23 protein-coding genes and 1 pseudogene are annotated in these 23,374 nt (G+C 49.3%); 16 read left to right on the plus strand and 8 right to left on the minus strand.

Going from position 1 to position 23,374, the window contains the following annotated elements:
• Positions 1–433: 433 nt before the first annotated feature.
• Complete coding sequence (rluC, locus tag A7098_RS14825; RefSeq protein WP_065226606.1) at positions 434–1,393, plus strand: 23S rRNA pseudouridine(955/2504/2580) synthase RluC; 960 nt, start codon at positions 434–436, stop codon at positions 1,391–1,393.
• Between the two features lie 111 nt (positions 1,394–1,504).
• Here the strand turns inward: rluC and yceF are convergent, their stop codons facing one another.
• A complete protein-coding gene (gene yceF, locus A7098_RS14830) occupies positions 1,505–2,089 on the minus strand; it encodes a 7-methyl-GTP pyrophosphatase (RefSeq protein WP_010345602.1) in 585 nt (194 codons plus the stop codon).
• Between the two features lie 198 nt (positions 2,090–2,287).
• Between yceF and yceD the strand changes: the two genes are divergently transcribed.
• The 8 genes from yceD (at position 2,288) to fabF (ending at position 8,675) form a co-directional block, all read left to right on the plus strand.
• Positions 2,288–2,809: a 23S rRNA accumulation protein YceD gene (gene yceD / locus A7098_RS14835; RefSeq protein WP_001174481.1), complete on the plus strand. Its 522-nt coding sequence runs from the start codon at positions 2,288–2,290 to the stop codon at positions 2,807–2,809.
• Positions 2,810–2,860: 51 nt separating this feature from the next.
• Positions 2,861–3,034 carry a 50S ribosomal protein L32 gene (rpmF, locus tag A7098_RS14840; RefSeq protein WP_000290727.1) on the plus strand — a complete coding sequence of 58 codons (174 nt, stop codon included), beginning with the start codon at positions 2,861–2,863 and terminating at the stop codon, positions 3,032–3,034.
• An 80-nt stretch (positions 3,035–3,114) separates the two neighbouring features.
• Entirely contained in the window at positions 3,115–4,185 is a 1,071-nt protein-coding gene (plsX, locus tag A7098_RS14845) for a phosphate acyltransferase PlsX (protein WP_105281010.1), read from the plus strand.
• Between the two features lie 67 nt (positions 4,186–4,252).
• Complete coding sequence (fabH, locus tag A7098_RS14850) at positions 4,253–5,206, plus strand: beta-ketoacyl-ACP synthase III (protein ID WP_000288127.1); 954 nt, start codon at positions 4,253–4,255, stop codon at positions 5,204–5,206.
• Between the two features lie 15 nt (positions 5,207–5,221).
• Positions 5,222–6,151 carry an ACP S-malonyltransferase gene (fabD, locus tag A7098_RS14855; protein ID WP_105281011.1) on the plus strand — a complete coding sequence of 310 codons (930 nt, stop codon included), beginning with the start codon at positions 5,222–5,224 and terminating at the stop codon, positions 6,149–6,151.
• Between the two features lie 12 nt (positions 6,152–6,163).
• Positions 6,164–6,898, plus strand: coding sequence for a 3-oxoacyl-ACP reductase FabG (fabG, locus tag A7098_RS14860; RefSeq protein ID WP_001008544.1), 735 nt, complete (start codon positions 6,164–6,166; stop codon positions 6,896–6,898).
• A 210-nt stretch (positions 6,899–7,108) separates the two neighbouring features.
• On the plus strand, positions 7,109–7,345 hold the full coding sequence (acpP, locus tag A7098_RS14865; protein WP_000103754.1) for an acyl carrier protein: 237 nt from the start codon (positions 7,109–7,111) through the stop codon (positions 7,343–7,345).
• Between the two features lie 88 nt (positions 7,346–7,433).
• Positions 7,434–8,675: a beta-ketoacyl-ACP synthase II gene (gene fabF / locus A7098_RS14870; RefSeq protein WP_000044680.1), complete on the plus strand. Its 1,242-nt coding sequence runs from the start codon at positions 7,434–7,436 to the stop codon at positions 8,673–8,675.
• A 58-nt stretch (positions 8,676–8,733) separates the two neighbouring features.
• Here fabF and A7098_RS14875 read toward each other — a convergent pair whose 3' ends face one another.
• The 6 genes and pseudogenes from A7098_RS14875 to A7098_RS14900 all read right to left on the minus strand — a co-directional run bounded on the left by A7098_RS14875 (position 8,734) and on the right by A7098_RS14900 (position 14,073).
• Entirely contained in the window at positions 8,734–9,261 is a 528-nt protein-coding gene (locus A7098_RS14875) for a fimbrial protein (protein WP_000632673.1), read from the minus strand.
• Between the two features lie 14 nt (positions 9,262–9,275).
• A complete protein-coding gene (locus A7098_RS14880) occupies positions 9,276–9,800 on the minus strand; it encodes a fimbrial protein (RefSeq protein ID WP_236582690.1) in 525 nt (174 codons plus the stop codon).
• Positions 9,801–9,806: 6 nt separating this feature from the next.
• A complete protein-coding gene (locus A7098_RS14885; protein ID WP_301005543.1) occupies positions 9,807–10,829 on the minus strand; it encodes a fimbrial protein in 1,023 nt (340 codons plus the stop codon).
• 1 nt (position 10,830) lies between these two features.
• A pseudogene (locus A7098_RS14890) lies at positions 10,831–12,717 on the minus strand (fimbria/pilus outer membrane usher protein); the annotation flags it as partial.
• 70 nt (positions 12,718–12,787) lie between these two features.
• Complete coding sequence (locus A7098_RS14895; protein WP_000778187.1) at positions 12,788–13,465, minus strand: fimbria/pilus periplasmic chaperone; 678 nt, start codon at positions 13,463–13,465, stop codon at positions 12,788–12,790.
• Between the two features lie 74 nt (positions 13,466–13,539).
• Positions 13,540–14,073 (minus strand): fimbrial protein, encoded by a 534-nt coding sequence (locus A7098_RS14900; protein ID WP_000669543.1) that lies wholly within the window; start codon positions 14,071–14,073, stop codon positions 13,540–13,542.
• A gap of 356 nt (positions 14,074–14,429) precedes the next feature.
• On the opposite strand from A7098_RS14900, the gene pabC reads away from it, so the two are divergent.
• The 6 genes from pabC to ptsG all read left to right on the plus strand — a co-directional run bounded on the left by pabC (position 14,430) and on the right by ptsG (position 20,430).
• A complete protein-coding gene (gene pabC / locus A7098_RS14905) occupies positions 14,430–15,239 on the plus strand; it encodes an aminodeoxychorismate lyase (RefSeq protein ID WP_000478694.1) in 810 nt (269 codons plus the stop codon).
• A gap of 2 nt (positions 15,240–15,241) precedes the next feature.
• Positions 15,242–16,264 (plus strand): cell division protein YceG, encoded by a 1,023-nt coding sequence (gene yceG / locus A7098_RS14910; RefSeq protein ID WP_105281013.1) that lies wholly within the window; start codon positions 15,242–15,244, stop codon positions 16,262–16,264.
• Complete coding sequence (gene tmk, locus A7098_RS14915) at positions 16,254–16,895, plus strand: dTMP kinase (RefSeq protein ID WP_001257008.1); 642 nt, start codon at positions 16,254–16,256, stop codon at positions 16,893–16,895. Before yceG ends, tmk begins: the two co-directional genes overlap by 11 nt.
• Positions 16,892–17,896 carry a DNA polymerase III subunit delta' gene (holB, locus tag A7098_RS14920; protein WP_105281014.1) on the plus strand — a complete coding sequence of 335 codons (1,005 nt, stop codon included), beginning with the start codon at positions 16,892–16,894 and terminating at the stop codon, positions 17,894–17,896. Before tmk ends, holB begins: the two co-directional genes overlap by 4 nt.
• A 10-nt stretch (positions 17,897–17,906) precedes the next feature.
• Positions 17,907–18,704: a metal-dependent hydrolase gene (locus tag A7098_RS14925; RefSeq protein ID WP_105281015.1), complete on the plus strand. Its 798-nt coding sequence runs from the start codon at positions 17,907–17,909 to the stop codon at positions 18,702–18,704.
• A 292-nt stretch (positions 18,705–18,996) separates the two neighbouring features.
• Positions 18,997–20,430: a PTS glucose transporter subunit IIBC gene (ptsG, locus tag A7098_RS14930; RefSeq protein WP_032225414.1), complete on the plus strand. Its 1,434-nt coding sequence runs from the start codon at positions 18,997–18,999 to the stop codon at positions 20,428–20,430.
• Positions 20,431–20,489: 59 nt separating this feature from the next.
• Here ptsG and fhuE read toward each other — a convergent pair whose 3' ends face one another.
• Entirely contained in the window at positions 20,490–22,679 is a 2,190-nt protein-coding gene (gene fhuE, locus A7098_RS14935; RefSeq protein WP_032225412.1) for a ferric-rhodotorulic acid/ferric-coprogen receptor FhuE, read from the minus strand.
• Between the two features lie 333 nt (positions 22,680–23,012).
• Between fhuE and hinT the strand changes: the two genes are divergently transcribed.
• Positions 23,013–23,372, plus strand: a complete 360-nt coding sequence (gene hinT / locus A7098_RS14940; RefSeq protein ID WP_000807125.1) for a purine nucleoside phosphoramidase — start codon at positions 23,013–23,015, stop codon at positions 23,370–23,372.
• The last annotated feature ends 2 nt before the right edge of the window (positions 23,373–23,374 follow it).

The following is a 23,374-nucleotide window of genomic DNA, read 5'->3' on the forward strand; positions in this document are numbered from 1 at the left end:
GGTTGCCCGTTTTTCATGCGGAAAAACAGCGCAATTATCAGAGAAACAGACTGGGTATTACTCTCCAGAAATATTTCCATCTACCGGTAAGGACTGCAACCCGCAGCCCGCTAACTGCCTGAAAGATCAATACGTCTTACGCCATTGCTGCGTTGATGATCGGTCGGGCAAAATGGGGTATTCCGTAAAATTTCTTGTTTTAACAAGGTTGGACACGGAAACGTTCTCATTATTCCACTGCAAGCCTTGTTATAGCAAGATGACTTTTACCATTTATCACCCACTTACTCACAGTTTTTTCACTTCTTACTGGCGATTGGTCTAATAACCATCAATTAAGTGATTGCACTGGGAAGTAATAAGGTGCAGAACTAAATATAAGCATAGAAAAATGAGTGGCGCGAATCCTGTTGGCTATTTAGAATCGCCCACCATGAAAACAGAGACTCCATCCGTAAAAATCGTTGCTATTACCGCTGATGAAGCGGGGCAACGTATCGACAACTTTTTGCGCACCCAATTGAAAGGCGTACCAAAAAGTATGATTTACCGTATTTTGCGTAAAGGCGAAGTGCGGGTGAACAAAAAACGTATTAAGCCTGAATATAAACTCGAAGCCGGTGATGAAGTGCGTATTCCGCCGGTTCGCGTTGCTGAACGGGAAGAAGAGGCCGTTTCGCCGCATCTGCAAAAAGTGGCGGCGCTGGCGGACGTCATCTTATATGAAGATGATCATATCCTGGTGCTGAATAAACCCTCAGGTACGGCGGTGCATGGCGGCAGTGGTTTAAGTTTCGGCGTTATTGAAGGGCTGAGGGCGTTGCGCCCGGAAGCGCGATTCCTTGAACTGGTGCATCGACTCGACCGGGACACTTCAGGTGTATTGCTGGTAGCGAAAAAACGTTCGGCGTTACGTTCTCTGCATGAGCAATTACGTGAAAAAGGGATGCAAAAAGATTATCTGGCGCTGGTGCGCGGTCAGTGGCAGTCACACGTGAAGAGTGTCCAGGCTCCGCTGCTGAAGAATATTCTGCAAAGCGGTGAACGTATCGTGCGTGTCAGTCAGGAAGGCAAACCGTCGGAAACACGCTTTAAAGTGGAAGAACGCTATGCGTTTGCCACGCTGGTTCGTTGCAGTCCGGTTACCGGACGTACGCACCAGATCCGTGTGCATACTCAATACGCTGGTCATCCGATTGCCTTTGACGATCGCTACGGTGACCGTGAATTTGACAGACAGCTCACTGAAGCAGGCACGGGATTAAATCGTCTGTTCCTGCACGCCGCAGCGTTGAAGTTTACCCATCCGGGGACCGGTGAGGTGATGCGTATTGAAGCGCCGATGGATGAAGGTTTGAAGCGGTGTTTGCAAAAGCTGCGTAACGCGCACTGATACAAGCATATAAGCCTGATAATGGGCGGTTGGCCTGATAAGGCGTTTACGCCGCCTCAGGCCGCCAGCACCGATTGCCGGATGCGACGTAACCGCATCCGGCGCAAACAACTACCCCATCAGTGGGTTTTTCCCTTCCCGACGTAACATCTGACAGAGTGCGATAAGCGGCAAACCAACCAGTGTGTTAGGGTCACGTCCTTCTAAACGCTCGAATAACGTAATGCCAAACCCTTCACTCTTAAAACTGCCAGCGCAGTGCAGGGGATGTTCTTTACGCACGTAATTATCAATCTCCGCCTCGCTTAAGTGGCGGAAATGAACGTCAAAAGGCTCCACTTCTGTTTGCAGATGCCCATTCGCCGAATTAAATAGCGCCAGTCCAGTATAGAAGGTGACGATATTGCCGCTGGCTTTGCGTAATTGCAGACGCGCATTTTCTTCCGTTAACGGTTTACCGGTGATTTCCCCATCAAGAACACACACCTGGTCTGAACCAATAATTAAATGAGAGGGATAACGTGACGCTAAGGATTGCGCTTTTTCTTGCGCCAGCCGGAGCACCAGCTGGCGCGGTGATTCATCGCTATGCGGGGTTTCGTCGACCTCCGGGGCGGCACATTCGAAAGAGATTTGTAGTTTTTCAAGTAGGGCGCGGCGCCAGGGCGAAGTGGAGGCTAAAATAAGTTTAGACATATTTTTTTCCATCAGATATAGCGTATTGATGATAGCCATTTTAAACTATGCGCTTCGTTTTGCAGGTTGATGTTCGTTATCAGCACTGAACGAAAATAAAGCAGTAACCCGCAATGTGTGCGAATTATTGGCAAAAGGCAACCACAGGCTGCCTTTTTCTTTGACTCTATGACGTTACAAAGTTAATATGCGCGCCCTATGCAAAAGGTAAAATTACCCCTGACTCTCGATCCGGTTCGTACGGCTCAAAAACGCCTTGATTACCAGGGTATCTATACTCCTGATCAGGTTGAGCGCGTCGCCGAATCCGTAGTCAGTGTGGACAGTGATGTGGAATGCTCCATGTCGTTCGCTATCGATAACCAACGTCTCGCAGTGTTAAACGGCGATGCGAAGGTGACGGTAACGCTCGAGTGTCAGCGTTGCGGGAAGCCGTTTACTCATCAGGTCTACACAACGTATTGTTTTAGTCCTGTGCGTTCAGACGAACAGGCTGAAGCACTGCCGGAAGCGTATGAACCGATTGAGGTTAACGAATTCGGTGAAATCGATCTGCTTGCAATGGTTGAAGATGAAATCATCCTCGCCTTGCCGGTAGTTCCGGTGCATGATTCTGAACACTGTGAAGTGTCCGAAGCGGACATGGTCTTTGGTGAACTGCCTGAAGAAGCGCAAAAGCCAAACCCATTTGCCGTATTAGCCAGCTTAAAGCGTAAGTAATTGGTGCTCCCCGTTGGATCGGGGATAAACCGTAATTGAGGAGTAAGGTCCATGGCCGTACAACAGAATAAACCAACCCGTTCCAAACGTGGCATGCGTCGTTCCCATGACGCGCTGACCGCAGTCACCAGCCTGTCTGTAGACAAAACTTCTGGTGAAAAACACCTGCGTCACCACATCACTGCCGACGGTTACTACCGTGGCCGCAAGGTCATCGCTAAGTAATCACGCATCTGCGTGATGAAGCTTAGTGAGGATTTTCCCCAGGCAACTGGGGAAAGACCAAACCGGGCGGCGACGATACCTTGACACGTCTAACCCTGGCGTTAGATGTCATGGGGGGCGATTTTGGTCCTTCTGTGACAGTGCCTGCAGCTTTGCAGGCACTGAACTCTAATTCGCAACTCACTCTTCTTTTAGTCGGTAATCCCGACGCCATCACGCCATTACTTGCTAAAGCTGACTTCGAACAACGTTCTCGTTTGCAGATTATTCCTGCGCAGTCAGTTATCGCCAGTGATGCCCGGCCTTCGCAAGCTATCCGCGCCAGTCGCGGTAGCTCAATGCGCGTGGCGCTGGAACTGGTGAAAGAAGGTCGAGCGCAAGCCTGTGTCAGTGCTGGCAATACCGGGGCGCTGATGGGGCTGGCTAAATTATTACTCAAGCCCCTGGAGGGGATTGAGCGCCCGGCGTTGGTGACGGTGTTACCGCATCAACAAAAGGGCAAAACGGTGGTTCTCGATTTAGGAGCCAACGTCGATTGTGACAGCACAATGTTGGTGCAATTTGCCATTATGGGCTCAGTTTTGGCTGAAGAGGTGGTGGAAATCCCCAATCCTCGCGTGGCGTTGCTCAATATTGGTGAAGAAGAAGTAAAGGGTCTCGACAGTATTCGGGATGCCTCAGCGGTGCTTAAAACAATCCCTTCTATCAACTATATCGGCTATCTTGAAGCCAATGAGTTATTAACTGGCAAGACAGATGTGCTGGTCTGTGACGGCTTTACAGGAAATGTCACATTAAAGACGATGGAAGGTGTTGTCAGGATGTTCCTTTCTCTGCTGAAATCTCAGGGAGAAGGGAAAAAACGGTCGTGGTGGCTACTGTTATTAAAGCGTTGGCTACAAAAGAGCCTGACGAGGCGATTCAGTCACCTCAACCCCGACCAGTATAACGGCGCCTGTCTGTTAGGATTGCGCGGCACGGTGATAAAAAGTCATGGTGCAGCCAATCAGCGAGCTTTTGCGGTCGCGATTGAACAGGCAGTGCAGGCGGTGCAGCGACAAGTTCCTCAGCGAATTGCCGCTCGCCTGGAATCTGTATACCCAGCTGGTTTTGAGCTGTTGGACGGTGGCAAAAGCGGAGCTCTGCGGTAGCAGGACGCTGCCAGCGAACTCGCAGTTTGCAAGTGACGGTATATAACCGAAAAGTGACTGAGCGTACATGTATACGAAGATTATTGGTACTGGCAGCTATCTGCCCGAACAAGTGCGGACAAACGCCGATCTGGAAAAAATGGTGGATACCTCTGACGAGTGGATTGTCACTCGTACAGGCATCCGCGAACGCCACATTGCCGCGCCAAACGAAACCGTTTCAACCATGGGTTTTGAAGCGGCGACACGCGCAATTGAGATGGCTGGCATCGATAAAGACCAGATTGGGCTGATCGTTGTGGCAACGACTTCTGCTACGCACGCTTTTCCGAGCGCAGCATGTCAGATTCAAAGCATGTTGGGCATTAAAGGTTGCCCGGCGTTTGACGTTGCCGCAGCATGTGCAGGTTTCACCTACGCGTTGAGCGTAGCCGATCAATACGTGAAATCTGGTGCGGTGAAGTATGCTCTGGTTGTCGGTTCCGATGTACTGGCGCGCACCTGCGATCCGACAGATCGCGGGACTATTATTATTTTTGGCGATGGCGCGGGCGCTGCAGTGCTGGCTGCCTCTGAAGAGCCAGGAATTATCTCAACGCATCTTCATGCTGATGGCAGCTATGGTGAATTGCTGACGTTGCCTAATGCCGACCGTGTGAATCCTGAAAATTCAATTCATCTGACCATGGCGGGCAACGAAGTCTTCAAGGTTGCAGTAACCGAGTTGGCGCACATCGTTGATGAGACGCTGGCGGCAAATAATCTTGACCGTTCTCAACTGGACTGGCTGGTTCCGCATCAGGCTAACCTGCGTATTATCAGCGCAACGGCGAAAAAACTCGGCATGTCGATGGACAATGTCGTGGTGACGCTGGATCGCCACGGTAATACTTCTGCCGCTTCTGTCCCGTGCGCGCTGGATGAAGCTGTACGCGACGGGCGCATTAAGCCTGGGCAGTTGGTTCTGCTTGAAGCCTTTGGCGGTGGGTTCACCTGGGGCTCCGCGCTGGTTCGTTTCTAGGATAAGGATTTAAAGATGACGCAATTTGCATTTGTGTTCCCTGGACAGGGCTCTCAAACCGTTGGAATGCTGGCTGATATGGCGGCGAGCTATCCCATTGTCGAAGAAACGTTTGCTGAAGCTTCTGCGGCGCTGGGCTACGACTTGTGGGCACTGACCCAGCAGGGACCTGCCGAAGAATTGAATAAAACCTGCCAAACCCAACCAGCACTGTTGACGGCATCTGTTGCGCTGTACCGTGTGTGGCAGCAGCAGGGCGGTAAAGCACCGGCGATGATGGCCGGTCACAGCCTGGGTGAATACTCCGCGCTGGTTTGCGCTGGTGTGATTGATTTTGCTGATGCGGTGCGTCTGGTTGAGATGCGTGGCAAGTTCATGCAGGAAGCTGTACCGGAAGGGACAGGTGCAATGGCGGCAATTATCGGTCTTGATGATGCGTCTATTGCTAAAGCGTGTGAAGAAGCTGCAGAAGGTCAGGTCGTTTCTCCGGTAAACTTTAACTCTCCGGGGCAGGTCGTTATTGCCGGTCATAAAGAAGCGGTTGAGCGTGCAGGCGCTGCCTGTAAAGCTGCGGGCGCAAAACGTGCGCTGCCGTTGCCTGTAAGCGTACCGTCACACTGTGCGCTGATGAAACCGGCTGCCGATAAATTGGCTGTTGAATTGGCGAAAATCACCTTCAATACCCCAACCGTTCCGGTTGTGAATAACGTTGATGTGAAATGCGAAACTAATGGCGATGCTATCCGTGATGCGCTGGTACGTCAGCTGTATAATCCGGTTCAGTGGACGAAATCTGTTGAATACATGGCAGCGCAAGGCGTTGAACATCTTTATGAAGTCGGCCCGGGCAAAGTGCTTACTGGCCTGACGAAACGCATTGTCGACACCCTGACCGCCTCGGCGCTGAACGAACCTTCAGCGATGGCAGCGGCGCTCGAGCTTTAAAAGAGGAAAAATATGAATTTTGAAGGAAAAATCGCACTGGTAACCGGTGCAAGCCGTGGGATTGGCCGCGCAATTGCTGAAACGCTCGCAGCTCGTGGCGCGAAAGTTATCGGTACTGCGACCAGTGAAAGCGGCGCTCAGGCGATCAGCGATTATTTAGGTGATAACGGTAAAGGTCTGATGTTGAATGTGACCGACCCGGCATCTATCGAATCTGTTCTGGAAAAAATTCGCGCAGAATTTGGTGAAGTCGATATCCTGGTCAATAATGCCGGTATCACTCGTGATAACCTGCTAATGCGAATGAAAGATGATGAGTGGAACGATATTATCGAAACCAACCTTTCATCTGTTTTCCGTCTGTCAAAAGCGGTAATGCGCGCTATGATGAAAAAGCGTCATGGTCGTATTATCACTATCGGTTCTGTGGTTGGTACCATGGGAAATGGCGGTCAGGCCAACTACGCTGCGGCGAAAGCGGGCTTGATCGGCTTCAGTAAATCCCTGGCGCGCGAAGTTGCGTCACGTGGTATTACTGTAAACGTTGTTGCTCCGGGCTTTATTGAAACGGACATGACACGTGCGCTGAGCGATGACCAGCGTGCGGGTATCCTGGCGCAGGTTCCTGCGGGTCGCCTCGGCGGCGCACAGGAAATCGCCAACGCGGTTGCATTCCTGGCATCCGACGAAGCAGCTTACATCACGGGTGAAACTTTGCATGTGAACGGCGGGATGTACATGGTCTGACCGCGATTTGCACAAAATGCTCATGTTGCGCGCAGTCTGCGTGGTTATGAGTAATAATTAGTGCAAAATGATTTGCGTTGTTGGGGGGTATGGCCTCAAAATAACGTAAAATCGTGGTAAGACCTGCCGGGATTTAGTTGCAAATTTTTCAACATTTTATACACTACGAAAACCATCGCGAAAGCGAGTTTTGATAGGAAATTTAAGAGTATGAGCACTATCGAAGAACGCGTTAAGAAAATTATCGGCGAACAGCTGGGCGTTAAGCAGGAAGAAGTTACCAACAATGCTTCTTTCGTTGAAGACCTGGGCGCGGATTCTCTTGACACCGTTGAGCTGGTAATGGCTCTGGAAGAAGAGTTTGATACTGAGATTCCGGACGAAGAAGCTGAGAAAATCACCACCGTTCAGGCTGCCATTGATTACATCAACGGCCACCAGGCGTAAGTGAACATCTCCAGGCGGTCGTTCGACCGCCTGAGTTTTATCTTTTTGTCCCACTAGAATCATTTTTTTCCCTCCCTGGAGGACAAACGTGTCTAAGCGTCGTGTAGTTGTGACCGGACTGGGCATGTTGTCTCCTGTCGGCAATACCGTAGAGTCTACCTGGAAAGCTCTGCTTGCCGGTCAGAGTGGCATCAGCCTAATCGACCATTTCGATACTAGCGCCTATGCAACGAAATTTGCTGGCTTAGTAAAGGATTTTAACTGTGAGGACATTATCTCGCGCAAAGAACAGCGCAAGATGGATGCCTTCATTCAATATGGAATTGTCGCTGGCGTTCAGGCCATGCAGGATTCTGGCCTTGAAATAACGGAAGAGAACGCAACCCGCATTGGTGCCGCAATTGGCTCCGGGATAGGCGGCCTCGGACTGATCGAAGAAAACCACACATCTTTGATGAACGGTGGTCCACGTAAGATCAGCCCATTCTTCGTTCCGTCAACGATTGTGAACATGGTGGCAGGTCACCTGACTATCATGTATGGCCTGCGTGGCCCAAGCATCTCTATCGCGACCGCCTGTACTTCCGGCGTGCACAACATTGGTCATGCTGCGCGTATTATCGCGTATGGCGATGCTGACGTGATGGTTGCAGGTGGCGCAGAGAAAGCCAGTACGCCGCTGGGCGTTGGCGGTTTCGGCGCGGCACGTGCATTATCTACCCGCAATGATAACCCGCAAGCGGCTAGCCGCCCGTGGGATAAAGAGCGTGATGGCTTCGTACTGGGCGATGGTGCCGGTATGCTGGTACTTGAAGAGTACGAACACGCGAAAAAACGCGGTGCGAAAATTTACGCTGAACTCGTCGGCTTTGGTATGAGCAGCGATGCTTATCATATGACGTCACCGCCAGAAAATGGCGCAGGCGCAGCTCTGGCAATGGCAAATGCTCTGCGTGATGCAGGCATTGAAGCGAGTCAGATTGGCTACGTTAACGCGCACGGTACTTCTACGCCGGCTGGCGATAAAGCTGAAGCGCAGGCGGTGAAAACCATCTTCGGTGAAGCTGCAAGCCGTGTGTTGGTAAGCTCCACGAAATCTATGACCGGTCACCTGTTAGGTGCGGCGGGTGCAGTAGAATCTATCTACTCCATCCTGGCGCTGCGCGATCAGGCTGTTCCGCCAACCATCAACCTGGATAACCCGGATGAAGGTTGCGATCTGGATTTCGTACCGCACGAAGCGCGTCAGGTCAGCGGAATGGAGTATACCTTGTGTAACTCCTTCGGCTTTGGAGGTACTAACGGTTCGTTGATCTTTAAACGCGTTTAATCCTTAAGTAGATAGTTAAAAAGCGAAACACAATGTGTTTCGCTTTTTTTACGTCAACTTATTGATAAGTAAACGTAAACTGCACAACAGTATGGAATTCACCTGCCGTGACCGTACCGGTAGGTGTATACATCCGTGCAGCAAGTGGGAAGGTCGCTTTTCTACTGGCCTGGTCGACGTTTACCGTCATTTTACCATTCGGGCTTATTTCCGTTATGTGGTCATCCGTCATAATCTGCAGCGCCATCCCGGTGGCATCCCCAAGTGTATTCGCGAACTTCGTCTGGTCAACAAGATCGCTTTCCCCGGTAAACAACGCTGTAACACTGCTTGTTGATGCAGGGCAAGAAGATAAATTCAGACTAAAGTTCTGCCACTCACTGGTATGGCCGACCGTGTCGTAATTAACGGCTCGCGCCTGCTCAAAGCTGACAGTTTGATCCTTCGTTTGTGTGTCTATGACGCATGCTGATGCTACCACCGTGCCATTAATGTTAATATCAGCCGCTTGGGCAGAGTGAAATGCACATAAAGGCCAGAGCGTTACCAGTAAGGTAAAAATTGTGGCACTTCGTTGAGTAATCATGGCGCTAGCACCTGTTACTGATAAGTAAATGTTGCCTGAACCAGGCCGGTGATTGAACCAGGCATCACATTTCCTTTCGATACAGCCCGCGTACGAAGCTGAAGGTCATAGGCGTGAGAACCAGGAATAGGGGTATTATTGATTGATGAACCATTACCCAACGTTGTAGAACCATCCTGCGTAGTGAGCTCAAGAGAGAGATTAGTTGCTGAACCAGTATTGGCGTAGTTTGTGGCAATATCACCGTCCGGCGTACCAGAGAAAGCGACGCTAAAGCTGGAGGTTGAGAGTGGGCAATTGGTTAATTGCAAAGAGAAGTCTTTCCAGGTGGATGCGCTTCCCGCAGCCGAAAGAGAATCCGCCTGAATATTATCGCCAATATTTACATTCACGGCACTATTCCCACCATTAACGACGCACGGAGATGCCAGTACTAATCCATTAATATTGATATCTACCGCATTAACGGAGGAAGCCCCCAGAAGACTGCTGGCGATAACAAATATTATAAACTTACGCTTCCATATTATATTCATCATTTTTCCTTAATTATATTGTACAGTAAATTGCAATGCGGATTTTACCTGGCCGGTGGTTATGTTATTAACATCGTCAATGTAATAAGCTACTTTATATTCGGGTATTGTATAATCACCTGAGCCGATATAATTCAATGCAAAGTTATTGTTAAACTGATCGAATCCGCTTCCATCGGGGTTTTGAAATTGCACATATACGCCTTGCGCATAACCGGTTCCGGTCTCACCGTTCATCACGCCATCCACCGAGCCGTGAGTTCCGTATAAGGCGCTAAATTTGTAAGAGATACCCGTAATTGCGCCCGGACAATTTGTTAATGTTATTGTAGGTATTGGCGTAGCCAGTTGTGCCCCACTAACTGCATTACCGCCATAAAGTGTTGTAAGGTTCACTTCTTTTGGAGCATTTATTGTGCATGGCGTCATGGTAGGCTGCGAAGAAACTCCTGAGCGTGCAAGAAATGATTTATCCGAATAAGTGCTTCCCGGCGGGTTGTGATAATTTAATGTGACGTCAGGAACAGTGACAAGAGGTCCTGGCGGTATCTGCTCTGTAAGACGAACTAATTCATACTTGATGTGTAGGTAACCACTCTTGCTTAAACCTTCCGGGAAAGTCAGCGTGTGAGGCGCTGCTATCGCCCAATTTGGTGTGGTATCTGCTGGGGTTGAAAAATTGAGTTGATATGCAACGCCAATACCTGGATTGCTAGTTTGATATATGGTTGCTCCGTCAGCTGTTGTTCCGATCACCGTCCCATTTACTGTAAGATCGGCATATGCACTGCCAGAACCTCCGGACGCGATATTGATCCAATAAATTTTATTCCAGTCATCAAACCAGGTTGTTCCACCGACACTCGTTGGTATGGTCCACGTTGAAAAATCATGAGAGTAAGTGACTACCTGTGCATTATCAGTCTGAAATTGCGATGCCGTTGCTATTAACGGCAGTGATGCAATGCCTGAGAGAAAAAAGATGATTACCCTTTGTTTATTCATAGCATTGTTTCCTCTTTTCTGGCTCAATTTATTCGCACCTTCCATGGCTCTCTAATACACTATTTGTCGATTGCTGTTGAGTGACGTTGAATTCAACCCGGCAATTTTGGTGCGCATTGTTTCCCCATTTAACGGCGAGTACACCACTGTCCGGCATACCTGTCATATAGACTTGTCCGTTATCGCCGACGATAAAGCTGTTTGCATTTTCGCTGTTAAGCAGGGTGACAATGGCTCCGAAAGGTATCGCTTCTCCCGATGGTTTATCCAGCATCATTAATACACGATTACCTATGCGAATATTAAAGTTTGCTCGCGCAATAGCGCCACGTGTTGGCGTTACGGTACGTGAGGAGAGCTCAACATCTGCATTTTCAGGTAATGCTTCAGTGTTAAGTGAAATAGTGTTTTCACGATAGGGGCTGATATAAGGAACGATCGTGTAGCCACGAAAGTCGGTGTTTACACCGGTCTGGTTACTGATATTTACACCGCTGGCACCTGGCGCTTCAACCAGTGCAGTGGTTTCTCCCAGGGACTGGCTTAGTGTGATGCCATTGGCATGAACAACAATACCCCCATCAATACCATAGTTCACCCGGTGCTGGTTCTGGTCATAACTGTACGCAGCATTGACGCGACCATAGGTTCCCTGATAGTCCAGGCTGGCATAACCGCCATTACCTACACCGTGATCCGTTTCACTTTCCTGAATATTCCAGTTGAGGTTCTGATCGTCAAGCGCAGAACCATTCAGGCCTACAGAATGACTGGTATCGCCGTGTTTACTGGTATTCAGACTGTAGCTCGCCCAACTGTTATTCAACCAGCGATTTAATGGAATATTGATATTAAATGAGAAAATCTGATCGCTATTGTAGTACTTATTACGCGTTGTATTATTGTCGCGGTAATTACTATTGTCGTTGGTATTACGGTTATAACTGTAATTCAGGCTGTAAGTCATGCCGCTCCAGCTATTACTGTAGCCAACGCCAACAGAACGCATTTGTCGATCGCTGTTCCAGTAATCTTCGCTAATGGCATTAAGCGATACTGAACCAGCATTCTGTCCAAGATTTTGGTTAAGCAGGAACTCCGCTCGATTACGCCGCCGTTCTGGCATGTTTTGATTATTTTCACGCCAGGTGTCGAGCGTTTCTTGTAGTGAATAATAACCCGATGTGGAATAGCGGTAGCCCGCGATAGAAACGTTAGTCCCGGTGGCGAGAATGTTTTTACTATAGCGTACCCGTACTGACTGACCGCTGGTTTTCTCTTGTTCCTGCTGTTGGGACCAGGCCTGGGCGGTATCGATAGATAAGGCACCCATTTCACCCAGGTTTTTACCCATACCGAAAATTAATGATTGATAATGCTGCGAGAATTGCCCACCGCCATACAAGGTAAATCCAACGGGCAGGCCATATATGGCAGTTGCTTGCGTGAAATACTCTTTATCAACACGACTGTCATAAGAGCGGTATTTCCCGCTGGTCACGCTATATTTCAGGCGGCCTTCACGTTGCAACACGGGGAGCGATGCAAAGGGAACAACCTGGTGCTGTTCACTGCCATCCGCTTCTTTAACCGTTACGTCCAGATCGCCGCTACTTCCAGTCGGATACATATCCGTGATTTCAAATGCGCCTGGCGAAACATAAGTTTGATAAATGGTATAACCATTTTGTTTAACAATAACCTGCGCATTGGTTCTGGCGATTCCGCGTACAACAGGTGCATAACCACGCATACTGTCAGGTAACATATCGTCATCAGAAGCTAGCTGCACACCGCGAAACGGAACGCTATCAAACATATCTGACGGAGAAGAGCTTTCTCCAAGCGTGAGCTGGCTCTTGAGCGAAATGATATTTCGCTGGGCATAGGTATACAGAGAATCCCAGTTGTTCTGGGTATCACTACCATTTTCTTTTTATTGATTCTTGAACTCATTACACATCCTTATGCAGTTAAATGACGTCTTACAAAGAAGCGTTGTGTACGTCGCCTGCTGCACCGTAATCACTGATGATTGTCCAGCTTACATTTCCTGTTGTGTTGGCTGGAATTTGAAATGTCGCACTACTCATAGGAGCAACATATGTGGCATCAGGTAATGCTTTTCCGCCAATCTTGACCTGACTGAAGTTCATATAGTAAGCAGTTGGGTTGGTGACAGTGATTTGCTGTCCGCTACGTCGCCAGGTCAAATTTTTCACGACTTGTTCTGGTAATGTGGACGAAATCTCATGTGGTCGATAAATCAATTTAATTCGCGTTTTAATGGCAATTTGCAAGGTGTTGACATTTTCCTGCTTTTCAGTTGCAGGTATCGTTTTAATATTCATCCAGTACATCGTTTCGCGATCTGTCGGCAGATTGCCGCCAGCGCGAATAATGCGCAACGCATTTTCTTCAGTGGCGCCTAGGCGGAACAGAGGGGGGGTAATAATAAAAGGGGCTTTGGCGTTGGTTTGCGGATCTCCATCGACCCATGATTGAATAAGGTAGGAGGATTTATCCGGATTTTTCAGGTGCAGAGACGTTTCTTTTTTATCGCCGTTATAAATAACTCGTGTTCCTCCAACAATGACACCCGCCTGTGCAACAGAGTTGGATAATAACAATGCAGTAGCAAGAAAATAAGTCGATAATTTCATCTCAAAAACCTTTAAAAGGTAAAACCGAGTAACTCGGTTTTACCTGACGTAATTATATTAAAATCAGGCGTATCTTAGTTATACGCTAACGTAAAGTTCACAGTACCATTTGCACTACCAACCGCTATGGTATCTTCTGTAGCGATATAACGTGCAAAGAAGTCCAGGTTAGTGTCGCCAGTGCTATTGAGAGCCGTGCTATCGGATTCAGTACCGAGAGGCAGCACGCTACCGGAAGAATTCATGAGCTGAATTGCAACACCTTTTGCTACACCGGTTGTACCGTAATCAGTAACTTGTAAAGCATCCTGATTGATCTGATCCGGAGTACCATCGTATTTAACAGCAACATTTTTGAGCTCATTCGGGCAATTTTTTAATACCAGTGTAAATTTGGTATTTGCAGCAGTAGTCCCAGCCGTAGCGTTAAAAGCTGTTTTAGCAATTGTGCCTAATTTCACTGTCATTGGAGATGACAGCGTACTGTTAACTTCACAGCCTGATTCAATGATATCTCCAATAAAATTTATTTTACCATCATCTGCAGAGGCGACAGAGCTAAGACCAGCGGTTGTTACTAAAACCAGAGCGGCTAGTTTGAATTTCATTTACATTATCCTTGAGATTGCAGCAAATATGCTTACTTTGACAGTACTAAGGCACTGCCATCACTCCAGTGAATTTTAAATTCCTCAGGAACAAATATAATATTAAAGCACGAAACGTTAAACACCTTATTTTTACTTAAATATGTTTTTAGGCATACTTAATTGATTCGTATTGCGTATGATTGGTGGTGAAGTTTGTGAGGATTGCTGGGGAGGGTGTACAATCATATTGATGATTTAAATGTGTGCTGTCGTATAAATATCTTTGGGCAATCAAAAAGAGGCCAGTGAACAGATAAATTTGAACATAGAAGCTAAAATAATTTACTGTATTTCTTTGTTTATTGGGGAAGTGAATGTTTTTAATTAATGGAAAATGTAACAATGAGTTACCGGCTTGTGACAGGAGCATACAGTTCGGTGATGGATGTTTTACAACGGCTGTGATAAACCGTGGGCAGGTAGTACTCTTGACCGCGCATTTAACACGTTTACGTGAAGCCTGCTCCCGTTTAAGCATTCCTTATTCCGACTGGTCTATACTGGAAGATGAGATGCAAAGTCTGGCACGACAAGCTGAGCGTGGCGTTTTAAAAGTTATTATCACTCGCGGCAGTGGTGGTCGAGGATATAGCATCGCCCACTGCGAATCGCCTGGGCGCATTTTATCTGTCTCCCCCTTTCCTGAACATTACACCCGCTGGCGGCGGGAAGGTATTACTCTGGCGCTAAGTCCAGTGCGCCTTGGACGTAATCCTTATCTCGCAGGAATTAAACATCTTAATCGGCTTGAGCAAGTACTGATCCGCTCTCATCTTGAGCAGACAAACGCCGATGAGGCGCTGGTTCTTGACAGCGATGGGTGGGTTACGGAATGCTGTGCGGCTAATTTGTTCTGGCGCAAGGGCAACGTAGTTTATACGCCGCGTCTGGATCAGGCTGGTGTCAACGGCATTATGCGACAATTCTGCATCGGTTTACTGGCACAATCCTCTTATCAGCTTGTCGAAGTACAAGCCTCGCTGGAGGAGGTGATGCAGGCAGATGAGATGGTAGTCTGTAATGCGTTGATGCCAGTGATTCCCGTGCGTGCCTGTGGCGAAGCCTCCTTTTCGTCAACAACGCTATATGAATATTTAGCCCCACTTTGTGAGCACCCGAATTAGTCATGAAAAAAGTGTTATTGATTGTCTTGTTATTGCTGGTGGTACTGGGTATCGCCGCTGGTGTGGGCGTCTGGAAGGTTCGCCATCTCGCCGACAGCAAATTACTTATTAAAGAAGAGACGATATTTACCCTCAAACCGGGAACCGGACGTCTGGCGCTCGGTGAACAGCTTTATGCCGATAAGATCATCAATCGCCCACGGGTATTTCAATGGCTGCTGCGTATCGAACCGGATCTTTCTCACTTCAAAGCCGGGACTTACCGCTTTACACCGCAGATGACCGTGCGTGAGATGCTGAAATTGCTGGAAAGCGGTAAAGAAGCACAGTTTCCACTACGCCTGGTGGAAGGGATGCGTCTGAGCGATTACCTCAAGCAATTGCGTGAGGCCCCGTATATCAAGCATACGCTGAGCGACGATAAGTACGCCACCGTAGCGCAGGCACTTGAACTGGAAAACCCGGAGTGGATTGAAGGCTGGTTCTGGCCAGACACCTGGATGTATACCGCCAATACCACCGATGTTGCGTTACTCAAGCGAGCACACAAGAAAATGGTGAAAGCGGTTGATAGCGCCTGGGAAGGGCGTGCGGACGGTCTACCTTATAAAGATAAAAACCAGCTGGTGACGATGGCATCAATTATCGAAAAAGAAACCGCCGTTGCCAGTGAGCGAGATCAGGTTGCCTCGGTCTTTATCAACCGTTTACGCATTGGTATGCGCCTGCAGACCGACCCGACGGTGATTTACGGGATGGGAGAGCGTTATAATGGCAAACTTTCTCGTGCAGATCTGGAAACGCCAACAGCGTATAACACCTACACCATTACCGGTTTGCCGCCAGGCGCGATTGCTACGCCGGGGGCTGATTCGCTGAAGGCTGCTGCGCATCCGGCAAAAACGCCGTATCTCTATTTTGTGGCCGATGGTAAAGGTGGTCACACGTTTAATACCAATCTTGCCAGTCATAACAAGTCTGTGCAGGATTATCTGAAAGTGCTTAAGGAAAAAAATGCGCAGTAAGTATATCGTCATTGAGGGGCTGGAAGGTGCAGGCAAAACCACCGCGCGCAACGTGGTGGTTGAGACGCTTGAGCAACTGGGTATCCGCGACATGGTTTTCACTCGGGAACCTGGCGGTACGCAACTTGCCGAAAAGTTAAGAAGCCTGGTGCTGGATATCAAATCGGTAGGCGATGAAGTCATTACCGATAAAGCCGAAGTGCTGATGTTTTATGCCGCGCGTGTACAGCTGGTAGAAACCGTCATCAAACCGGCACTGGCAAACGGCACCTGGGTGATTGGCGATCGCCACGATCTCTCCACTCAGGCGTATCAGGGCGGTGGTCGTGGTATTGACCAGCATATGCTGGCAACGTTGCGTGATGCCGTTCTTGGGGATTTTCGCCCTGATTTAACGCTCTATCTCGATGTTACCCCAGAAGTCGGCCTTAAGCGCGCGCGCGCGCGCGGCGAGCTGGATCGCATTGAGCAAGAGTCTTTTGATTTCTTTAATCGCACCCGCGCCCGCTATCTGGAACTGGCTGCACAAGATAAAAGCATTCACACTATTGATGCAACACAATCGCTGGAAGCCGTCATGGACGCGATTCGCACCACCGTGACTCACTGGGTTAAGGAGCAGGGCGAATGAGATGGTATCCATGGTTACGACCTGATTTCGAAAAACTGGTAGCCAGCTATCAGGCCGGAAGGGGTCACCATGCGCTACTGATTCAGGCATTACCTGGCATGGGCGATGATGCCTTAATCTACGCTCTTAGCCGTTATTTACTTTGCCAACAACCGCAGGGGCACAAAAGTTGTGGTCATTGTCGCGGATGCCAGTTGATGCAGGCGGGGACGCATCCCGATTATTACACTCTTGCTCCCGAAAAAGGGAAGAATGCTCTGGGCATTGATGCCGTGCGTGAAGTCACTGAAAAGCTGAATGAACACGCACGATTAGGCGGTGCGAAAGTTGTCTGGGTCACCGATGCCGCCTTGCTGACCGATGCTGCTGCCAATGCCTTGCTGAAAACGCTGGAAGAGCCGCCAGCGGAAACCTGGTTTTTCCTCGCTACACGAGAACTTGAACGCTTACTGGCAACACTGCGCAGCCGTTGTCGCTTACATTACCTTGCACCGCCGCCAGAACAGTACGCAGTGAGCTGGCTTGCGCGTGAAGTGACAATGTCACAAGAGGCCATAATAACCTCATTGCGTCTGAGCGCCGGTTCGCCTGGCGCAGCGTTGGGGCTGTTTCAGGGAGATACCTGGCAGGCACGTGAGATACTTTGTCAGGCATTGGCACACAGCGTGCAATCGGGTGACTGGTATTCGATATTGTCGGCACTGAACCACGAACAAGCTCCGGCGCGTCTGCACTGGTTGGCAACTTTGTTGATGGATGCGCTCAAATGCCATTATGGTGCTTCACAAGTCACCAATGTTGATGTTCCTGGTGTTGTCACCGCACTGGCAAACCAGCTTTCTCCCTCTCGCCTGCAGGCTATACTGGGGGATGTTTGCCAAAGTCGTGAGCAGTTAATTTCTGTCACAGGCGTAAACCGCGAGCTTGTCATCACCGATCTTTTACTGCGTATTGAGCATTACCTGCAACCGGGTGTTGTGTTACCGGTTCCTCATCTTTAAGAGAGACATTATGTTTTTAGTCGACTCACACTGCCATCTCGATGGTCTGAATTATGAATCTTTGCACAAGAACGTGGATGACGTTCTGGCGAAAGCCGCTGCGCGCGATGTGAAATTTTGTCTGGCGGTCGCCACGACATTGCCCGGTTACCTGCATATGCGGGATCTGGTCGGCGAACGTGACAACGTCGTTTTTTCTTGCGGCGTGCATCCGCTAAATCAGAATGATCCCTACGATGTGGAAGATTTACGCCGTCTGGCAACAGAAGAGGGCGTTGTTGCGCTGGGTGAAACCGGGCTGGATTATTATTACACGCCGGAAACAAAAGTCCGTCAGCAAGAATCCTTTATTCACCATATCCAGATTGGTCGCGAACTGAACAAGCCGGTTATCGTCCATACGCGTGACGCCCGCGCCGATACGCTGGCTATTCTGCGCGAAGAAAAAGTGACGGATTGTGGTGGCGTACTACACTGTTTTACAGAGGACAAAGAAACGGCGGGCAAGTTACTGGATCTCGGATTTTACATCTCCTTTTCCGGCATTGTGACCTTCCGTAATGCGGAACAACTGCGCGATGCCGCGCGTTATGTCCCGCTGGATCGACTCCTGGTGGAAACTGATTCGCCTTACCTGGCGCCAGTGCCACATCGAGGAAAAGAGAATCAACCTGCAATGGTTCGTGACGTTGCAGAATACATGGCTGTGTTGAAAGGTGTTGCCGTTGAAGAACTGGCGCAGGTAACCACCGATAACTTCGCCCGTCTGTTTCACATCGACGCTTCCCGCCTTCAGTCCATCAGTTGAATGAATTTTTTTTAAGCTCGTAATTAATGGTTAAAACGAGTAAAGTTCACCGCCGCAAATTGGGCGGTGGCTAACCATGTTTGTAATATCTTGACATATGTTTTGTCAAAATGTGCAACTTCGCTAAAGACCTGAAGTTGAAACGTGATAGCCGTCAAACAAATCGACACTGAATTATTTTACTCTGTGTAATAAATAAAGGGCGCTTAGATGCCCTGTACACGGCAAGGTTCTCCCCCCTTGCCACGCGTGAGAACGTAAAAAGCACCCATACTCAGGAGCACTCTCAATTATGTTTAAGAATGCATTTGCTAACCTGCAAAAGGTCGGTAAATCGCTGATGCTGCCGGTATCCGTACTGCCTATCGCAGGTATTCTGCTGGGCGTCGGTTCCGCGAATTTCAGCTGGCTGCCAGCCGTTGTATCGCATGTTATGGCAGAAGCAGGCGGTTCCGTCTTTGCAAACATGCCACTTATTTTTGCGATCGGTGTCGCCCTTGGCTTTACCAATAACGATGGCGTATCCGCTCTTGCCGCAGTTGTTGCCTATGGCATCATGGTAAAAACCATGGCTGTGGTCGCGCCGCTGGTACTGCATTTACCTGCTGAAGAAATCGCCTCTAAACACCTGGCGGATACTGGCGTACTCGGGGGGATTATCTCCGGTGCGATCGCAGCGTACATGTTTAACCGTTTCTACCGTATTAAGCTGCCTGAGTATCTTGGCTTCTTTGCCGGTAAACGCTTTGTACCGATCATTTCTGGTTTGGCTGCCATCTTTACTGGCGTTGTGCTGTCCTTCATTTGGCCGCCGATTGGTTCCGCAATCCAGACCTTCTCCCAGTGGGCTGCTTACCAGAACCCGGTAGTTGCGTTTGGTATTTACGGCTTCATCGAACGTTGTCTGGTGCCGTTTGGTCTGCACCATATCTGGAACGTACCTTTCCAGATGCAGATTGGTGAATACACCAACGCAGCAGGTCAGGTTTTCCACGGCGATATTCCGCGTTATATGGCGGGTGACCCGACTGCGGGTAAACTGTCTGGCGGCTTCCTGTTCAAAATGTACGGTCTGCCGGCAGCTGCGATTGCTATCTGGCACTCTGCTAAACCAGAAAACCGCGCGAAAGTGGGCGGTATTATGATCTCCGCTGCGTTGACCTCGTTCCTGACCGGTATCACCGAGCCGATCGAGTTCTCCTTCATGTTCGTTGCGCCGATCCTGTACATCATCCACGCGATACTGGCTGGTCTGGCATTCCCAATCTGTATTTTGCTGGGAATGCGCGACGGTACGTCGTTCTCACACGGCCTGATCGACTTCATCGTACTGTCTGGTAACAGCAGCAAACTGTGGCTGTTCCCGATTGTCGGTATTGGTTATGCGATTGTTTACTACACCATCTTCCGTGTGCTGATTAAAGCTCTGGATCTGAAAACGCCGGGCCGTGAAGACGCAACTGAAGATGCGAAAGCTACCGGCACCAGCGAAATGGCACCGGCTCTGGTTGCCGCATTTGGTGGTAAAGAAAACATCACTAACCTCGATGCATGTATTACTCGTCTGCGCGTCAGCGTTGCTGATGTGTCCAAAGTGGATCAGGCTGGCCTGAAGAAACTGGGCGCAGCGGGCGTAGTGGTTGCTGGTTCTGGTGTTCAGGCAATTTTCGGTACTAAATCCGATAACCTGAAAACCGAGATGGATGAGTACATCCGCAACAACTAATCAGTAAAATGTTGGGGAGACTAAGGCAGCCGGATGGCTGCCTTTTTTACAGGTGTTAATCAGAACTGATACGTGCCGGTAATACTAAAATTACGTGGTGCGCCGTAGACGACAGAACCTTCCACGTTAGTGTCATAGGTTTTATCGAACAGATTATTGACGTTACCCTGCAACGAGAAGTTTTTTGTCACCTGGTAGCGGGTGAACAGATCCACCAGCGCGTAGCTACCTTGCTCGACGCGGAAGGTGCCATACGGTGTCACGGTGTCGGTATACACGCGATTTTGCCAGTTAACACCACCGCCGACCGTCAACTCTGGCATGACAGGCAACCGATAGCTGGTAAACATTTTAACCGTGGTACGCGGCAGATTCGGGTTAACGGCATTCCCTTCGTTATCTTCCGCCAGATAGCGCGTTGCGCCAAACGTCAGTTGCCAGTTGTCGGTAATTGCGCCGTTAAGTTCAAATTCCACGCCTTTACTTACTGTCCCATCCACCGCTTTATAGGCGGTTTCGCCGTTACTGCCGGGGATAGGCATTCCGGTGGACTGGGCGACATTATCCTGCTCAATACGGAAGATGGCTAACGTGGTGGTCAGACGGCTATTCATCCAGTCTGATTTCAGACCCAGTTCGTAGTTGTTACCGGTGATCGGCGCCAGATATTTACCCGAACTGTCACGATCATTTTGTGGCTGGAAAATAGAGGTATAGCTGGCGTAGGTCGACCAGTTGTCATTGATGTCAAACACCAGACCAGCATAAGGCGTGGTGTGGTTTTTCTCCATGCTGTAAGTCAGCGTATCAACCCGCCAGTTGGTATAACGTGCGCCGAGGATCAGATGCAGCGGATCGGCGAGGGTGACGCGGGTGGCGGCATACAACGATTTCATATGTGTGGTATCGTCCTGTGCCAGGCTTTGCGGTGCCCAGTTGGTCTGCGGGAAGTTACCGTTGAAGTTGTAGAAACTGCCAATTTCATTGGGGAAAACGTTGGCCCAGGAGCTGAAATAGCGGTTGTTTTGTTTACTGTAGCTACCGCCGAGCATCAGATTGTGCTGGCGACCAAACACTTCATAACTACCGTCGGCAAACAGATCCAGCGCGTCAACTTTACGTTTGCCACTGTTCCAGCCAGTGCCGCCCACATAATCAAATCCGGGGCCATAGCTGCCATATGGTCCCACCAGCGTTCCATCTGCTTTATTTACGTAGGCGTCGACATACATCATTTTGCTGTCAAATTCGACTTCGGAATGGGTGGCATTCAGCGTCGCCTGCCAGGTATCGGCAAATCGTTGCTTCAGTGACAGAAAGACTTTGTTGATCTCTTTGTCGTTATACGCCCAGTCAGGCGCGGTGCTGCGGGCACGATCGTAACTGTTGCTGCTGCCATCGGTATTCCAGCGTGGCAGGCCACCCCAGGTTGGGCTATTAACATCAATACGTTGATATTCATAACCGGCAGAAAGCGTGGTCAGCTCGCCCAAATCAGCATCCACAATGCCGGAGAAGAAAGTCTTTTCGCTGTTGTAGCGATCCAGCCATAAATCGTTGTTCTGATAGCCGCCGACAATTCGCGCGCGGACTTTACCATCTTCCGTGAGCGGACTTTGTAAATCCGCCACATAACGTTCTTTGTTCCAGCTTCCGTATTCCGCCGAGACATCGCCTTTAAATTCACGGCTGGTGGCATGTTTACGAACCATATTAATCGCCGCAGAAGGATTGCCAGTACCCGTCATTAGCCCGGTCGCGCCACGCACCACTTCTACACGCTCGAACAACGCCATATCAGTGAGTGCATCGCCCAGATTCCAGCGTGATTCAAAATAGGTGGGAATACCATCGACCATATAGTTATCGATCTGGAATCCACGCGAATAATAGAGGGTACGGTCAGAGTCAGCCTGGCTTTTGCTAATCCCGAGGGTATTTTCCATCACTTCGCCCAGCGTTTGCAGTTGTTGATCTTCCATTCGCTGCTGGCTGACAATAGTGACCGACTGTGGAATATCACGTTGGGTCATCTGCATTTTAGTACCTACAGAGGTAGACGTTACGCTGTAATCATTTTCGTCATCAACTGGAGCATTGGTTGCTCCCTCAACAATCACCGTTTCTTCGGCGGTTGGCACGGCCAGAGTGGAGGAAGGAAATAAGGCCAGAGCAATGCAGGCTGCGAGCAGCGACGGCGTGGCTGCGGCTTGATGCTGATTATCCCTGTTAAATTGTGTCGAAAGCATCTGAAATCTCTTGATTTATGTTGTAGTCAGGCTCATTCCAGAGGAAGGTGATGAGCGTTTATATTTAGCGCGCTAATAATTCTGCATGGTAATGCAAATGAGAAATATACGCATTCATATTTAACATGTAAACCAAAGAGAAAGTGTGTTTTCGGTTCATTCACAGGCATAAAGGGGAATAATGGCGATGTATGCGGCAGTAAAACGGTTTTTTGCTTAATAAATCGTGGGTTAAGGTTGAAAGAGCGGGTTTAACTCGACCATACTCTATACTCGCAGTGTGGCGCGGCGTAGCATGGCGCAACGCATGGCTATTTAAAAAAGGAAAATGTCGTGGCAGAAGAAACTATTTTCAGCAAAATTATTCGTCGTGAGATCCCCTCCGATATCGTCTACCAGGATGATCTGGTAACGGCGTTTCGCGATATTTCGCCGCAAGCGCCAACACATATTCTCATCATTCCTAATATCCTGATTCCTACCGTGAACGACGTCTCTGCCGAGCATGAGCAGGCGCTGGGACGCATGATCACTGTAGCGGCAAAAATTGCTGAGCAAGAAGGCATTGCCGAAGATGGCTATCGTCTGATCATGAACACCAACCGCCATGGCGGGCAAGAGGTGTACCACATCCATATGCACTTGCTGGGTGGCCGTCCTCTTGGCCCAATGCTGGCGCATAAAGGTCTGTAACG

The organism is Escherichia sp. MOD1-EC7011 (assembly GCF_002965005.1).
Lineage (GTDB): Bacteria > Pseudomonadota > Gammaproteobacteria > Enterobacterales > Enterobacteriaceae > Escherichia > Escherichia ruysiae.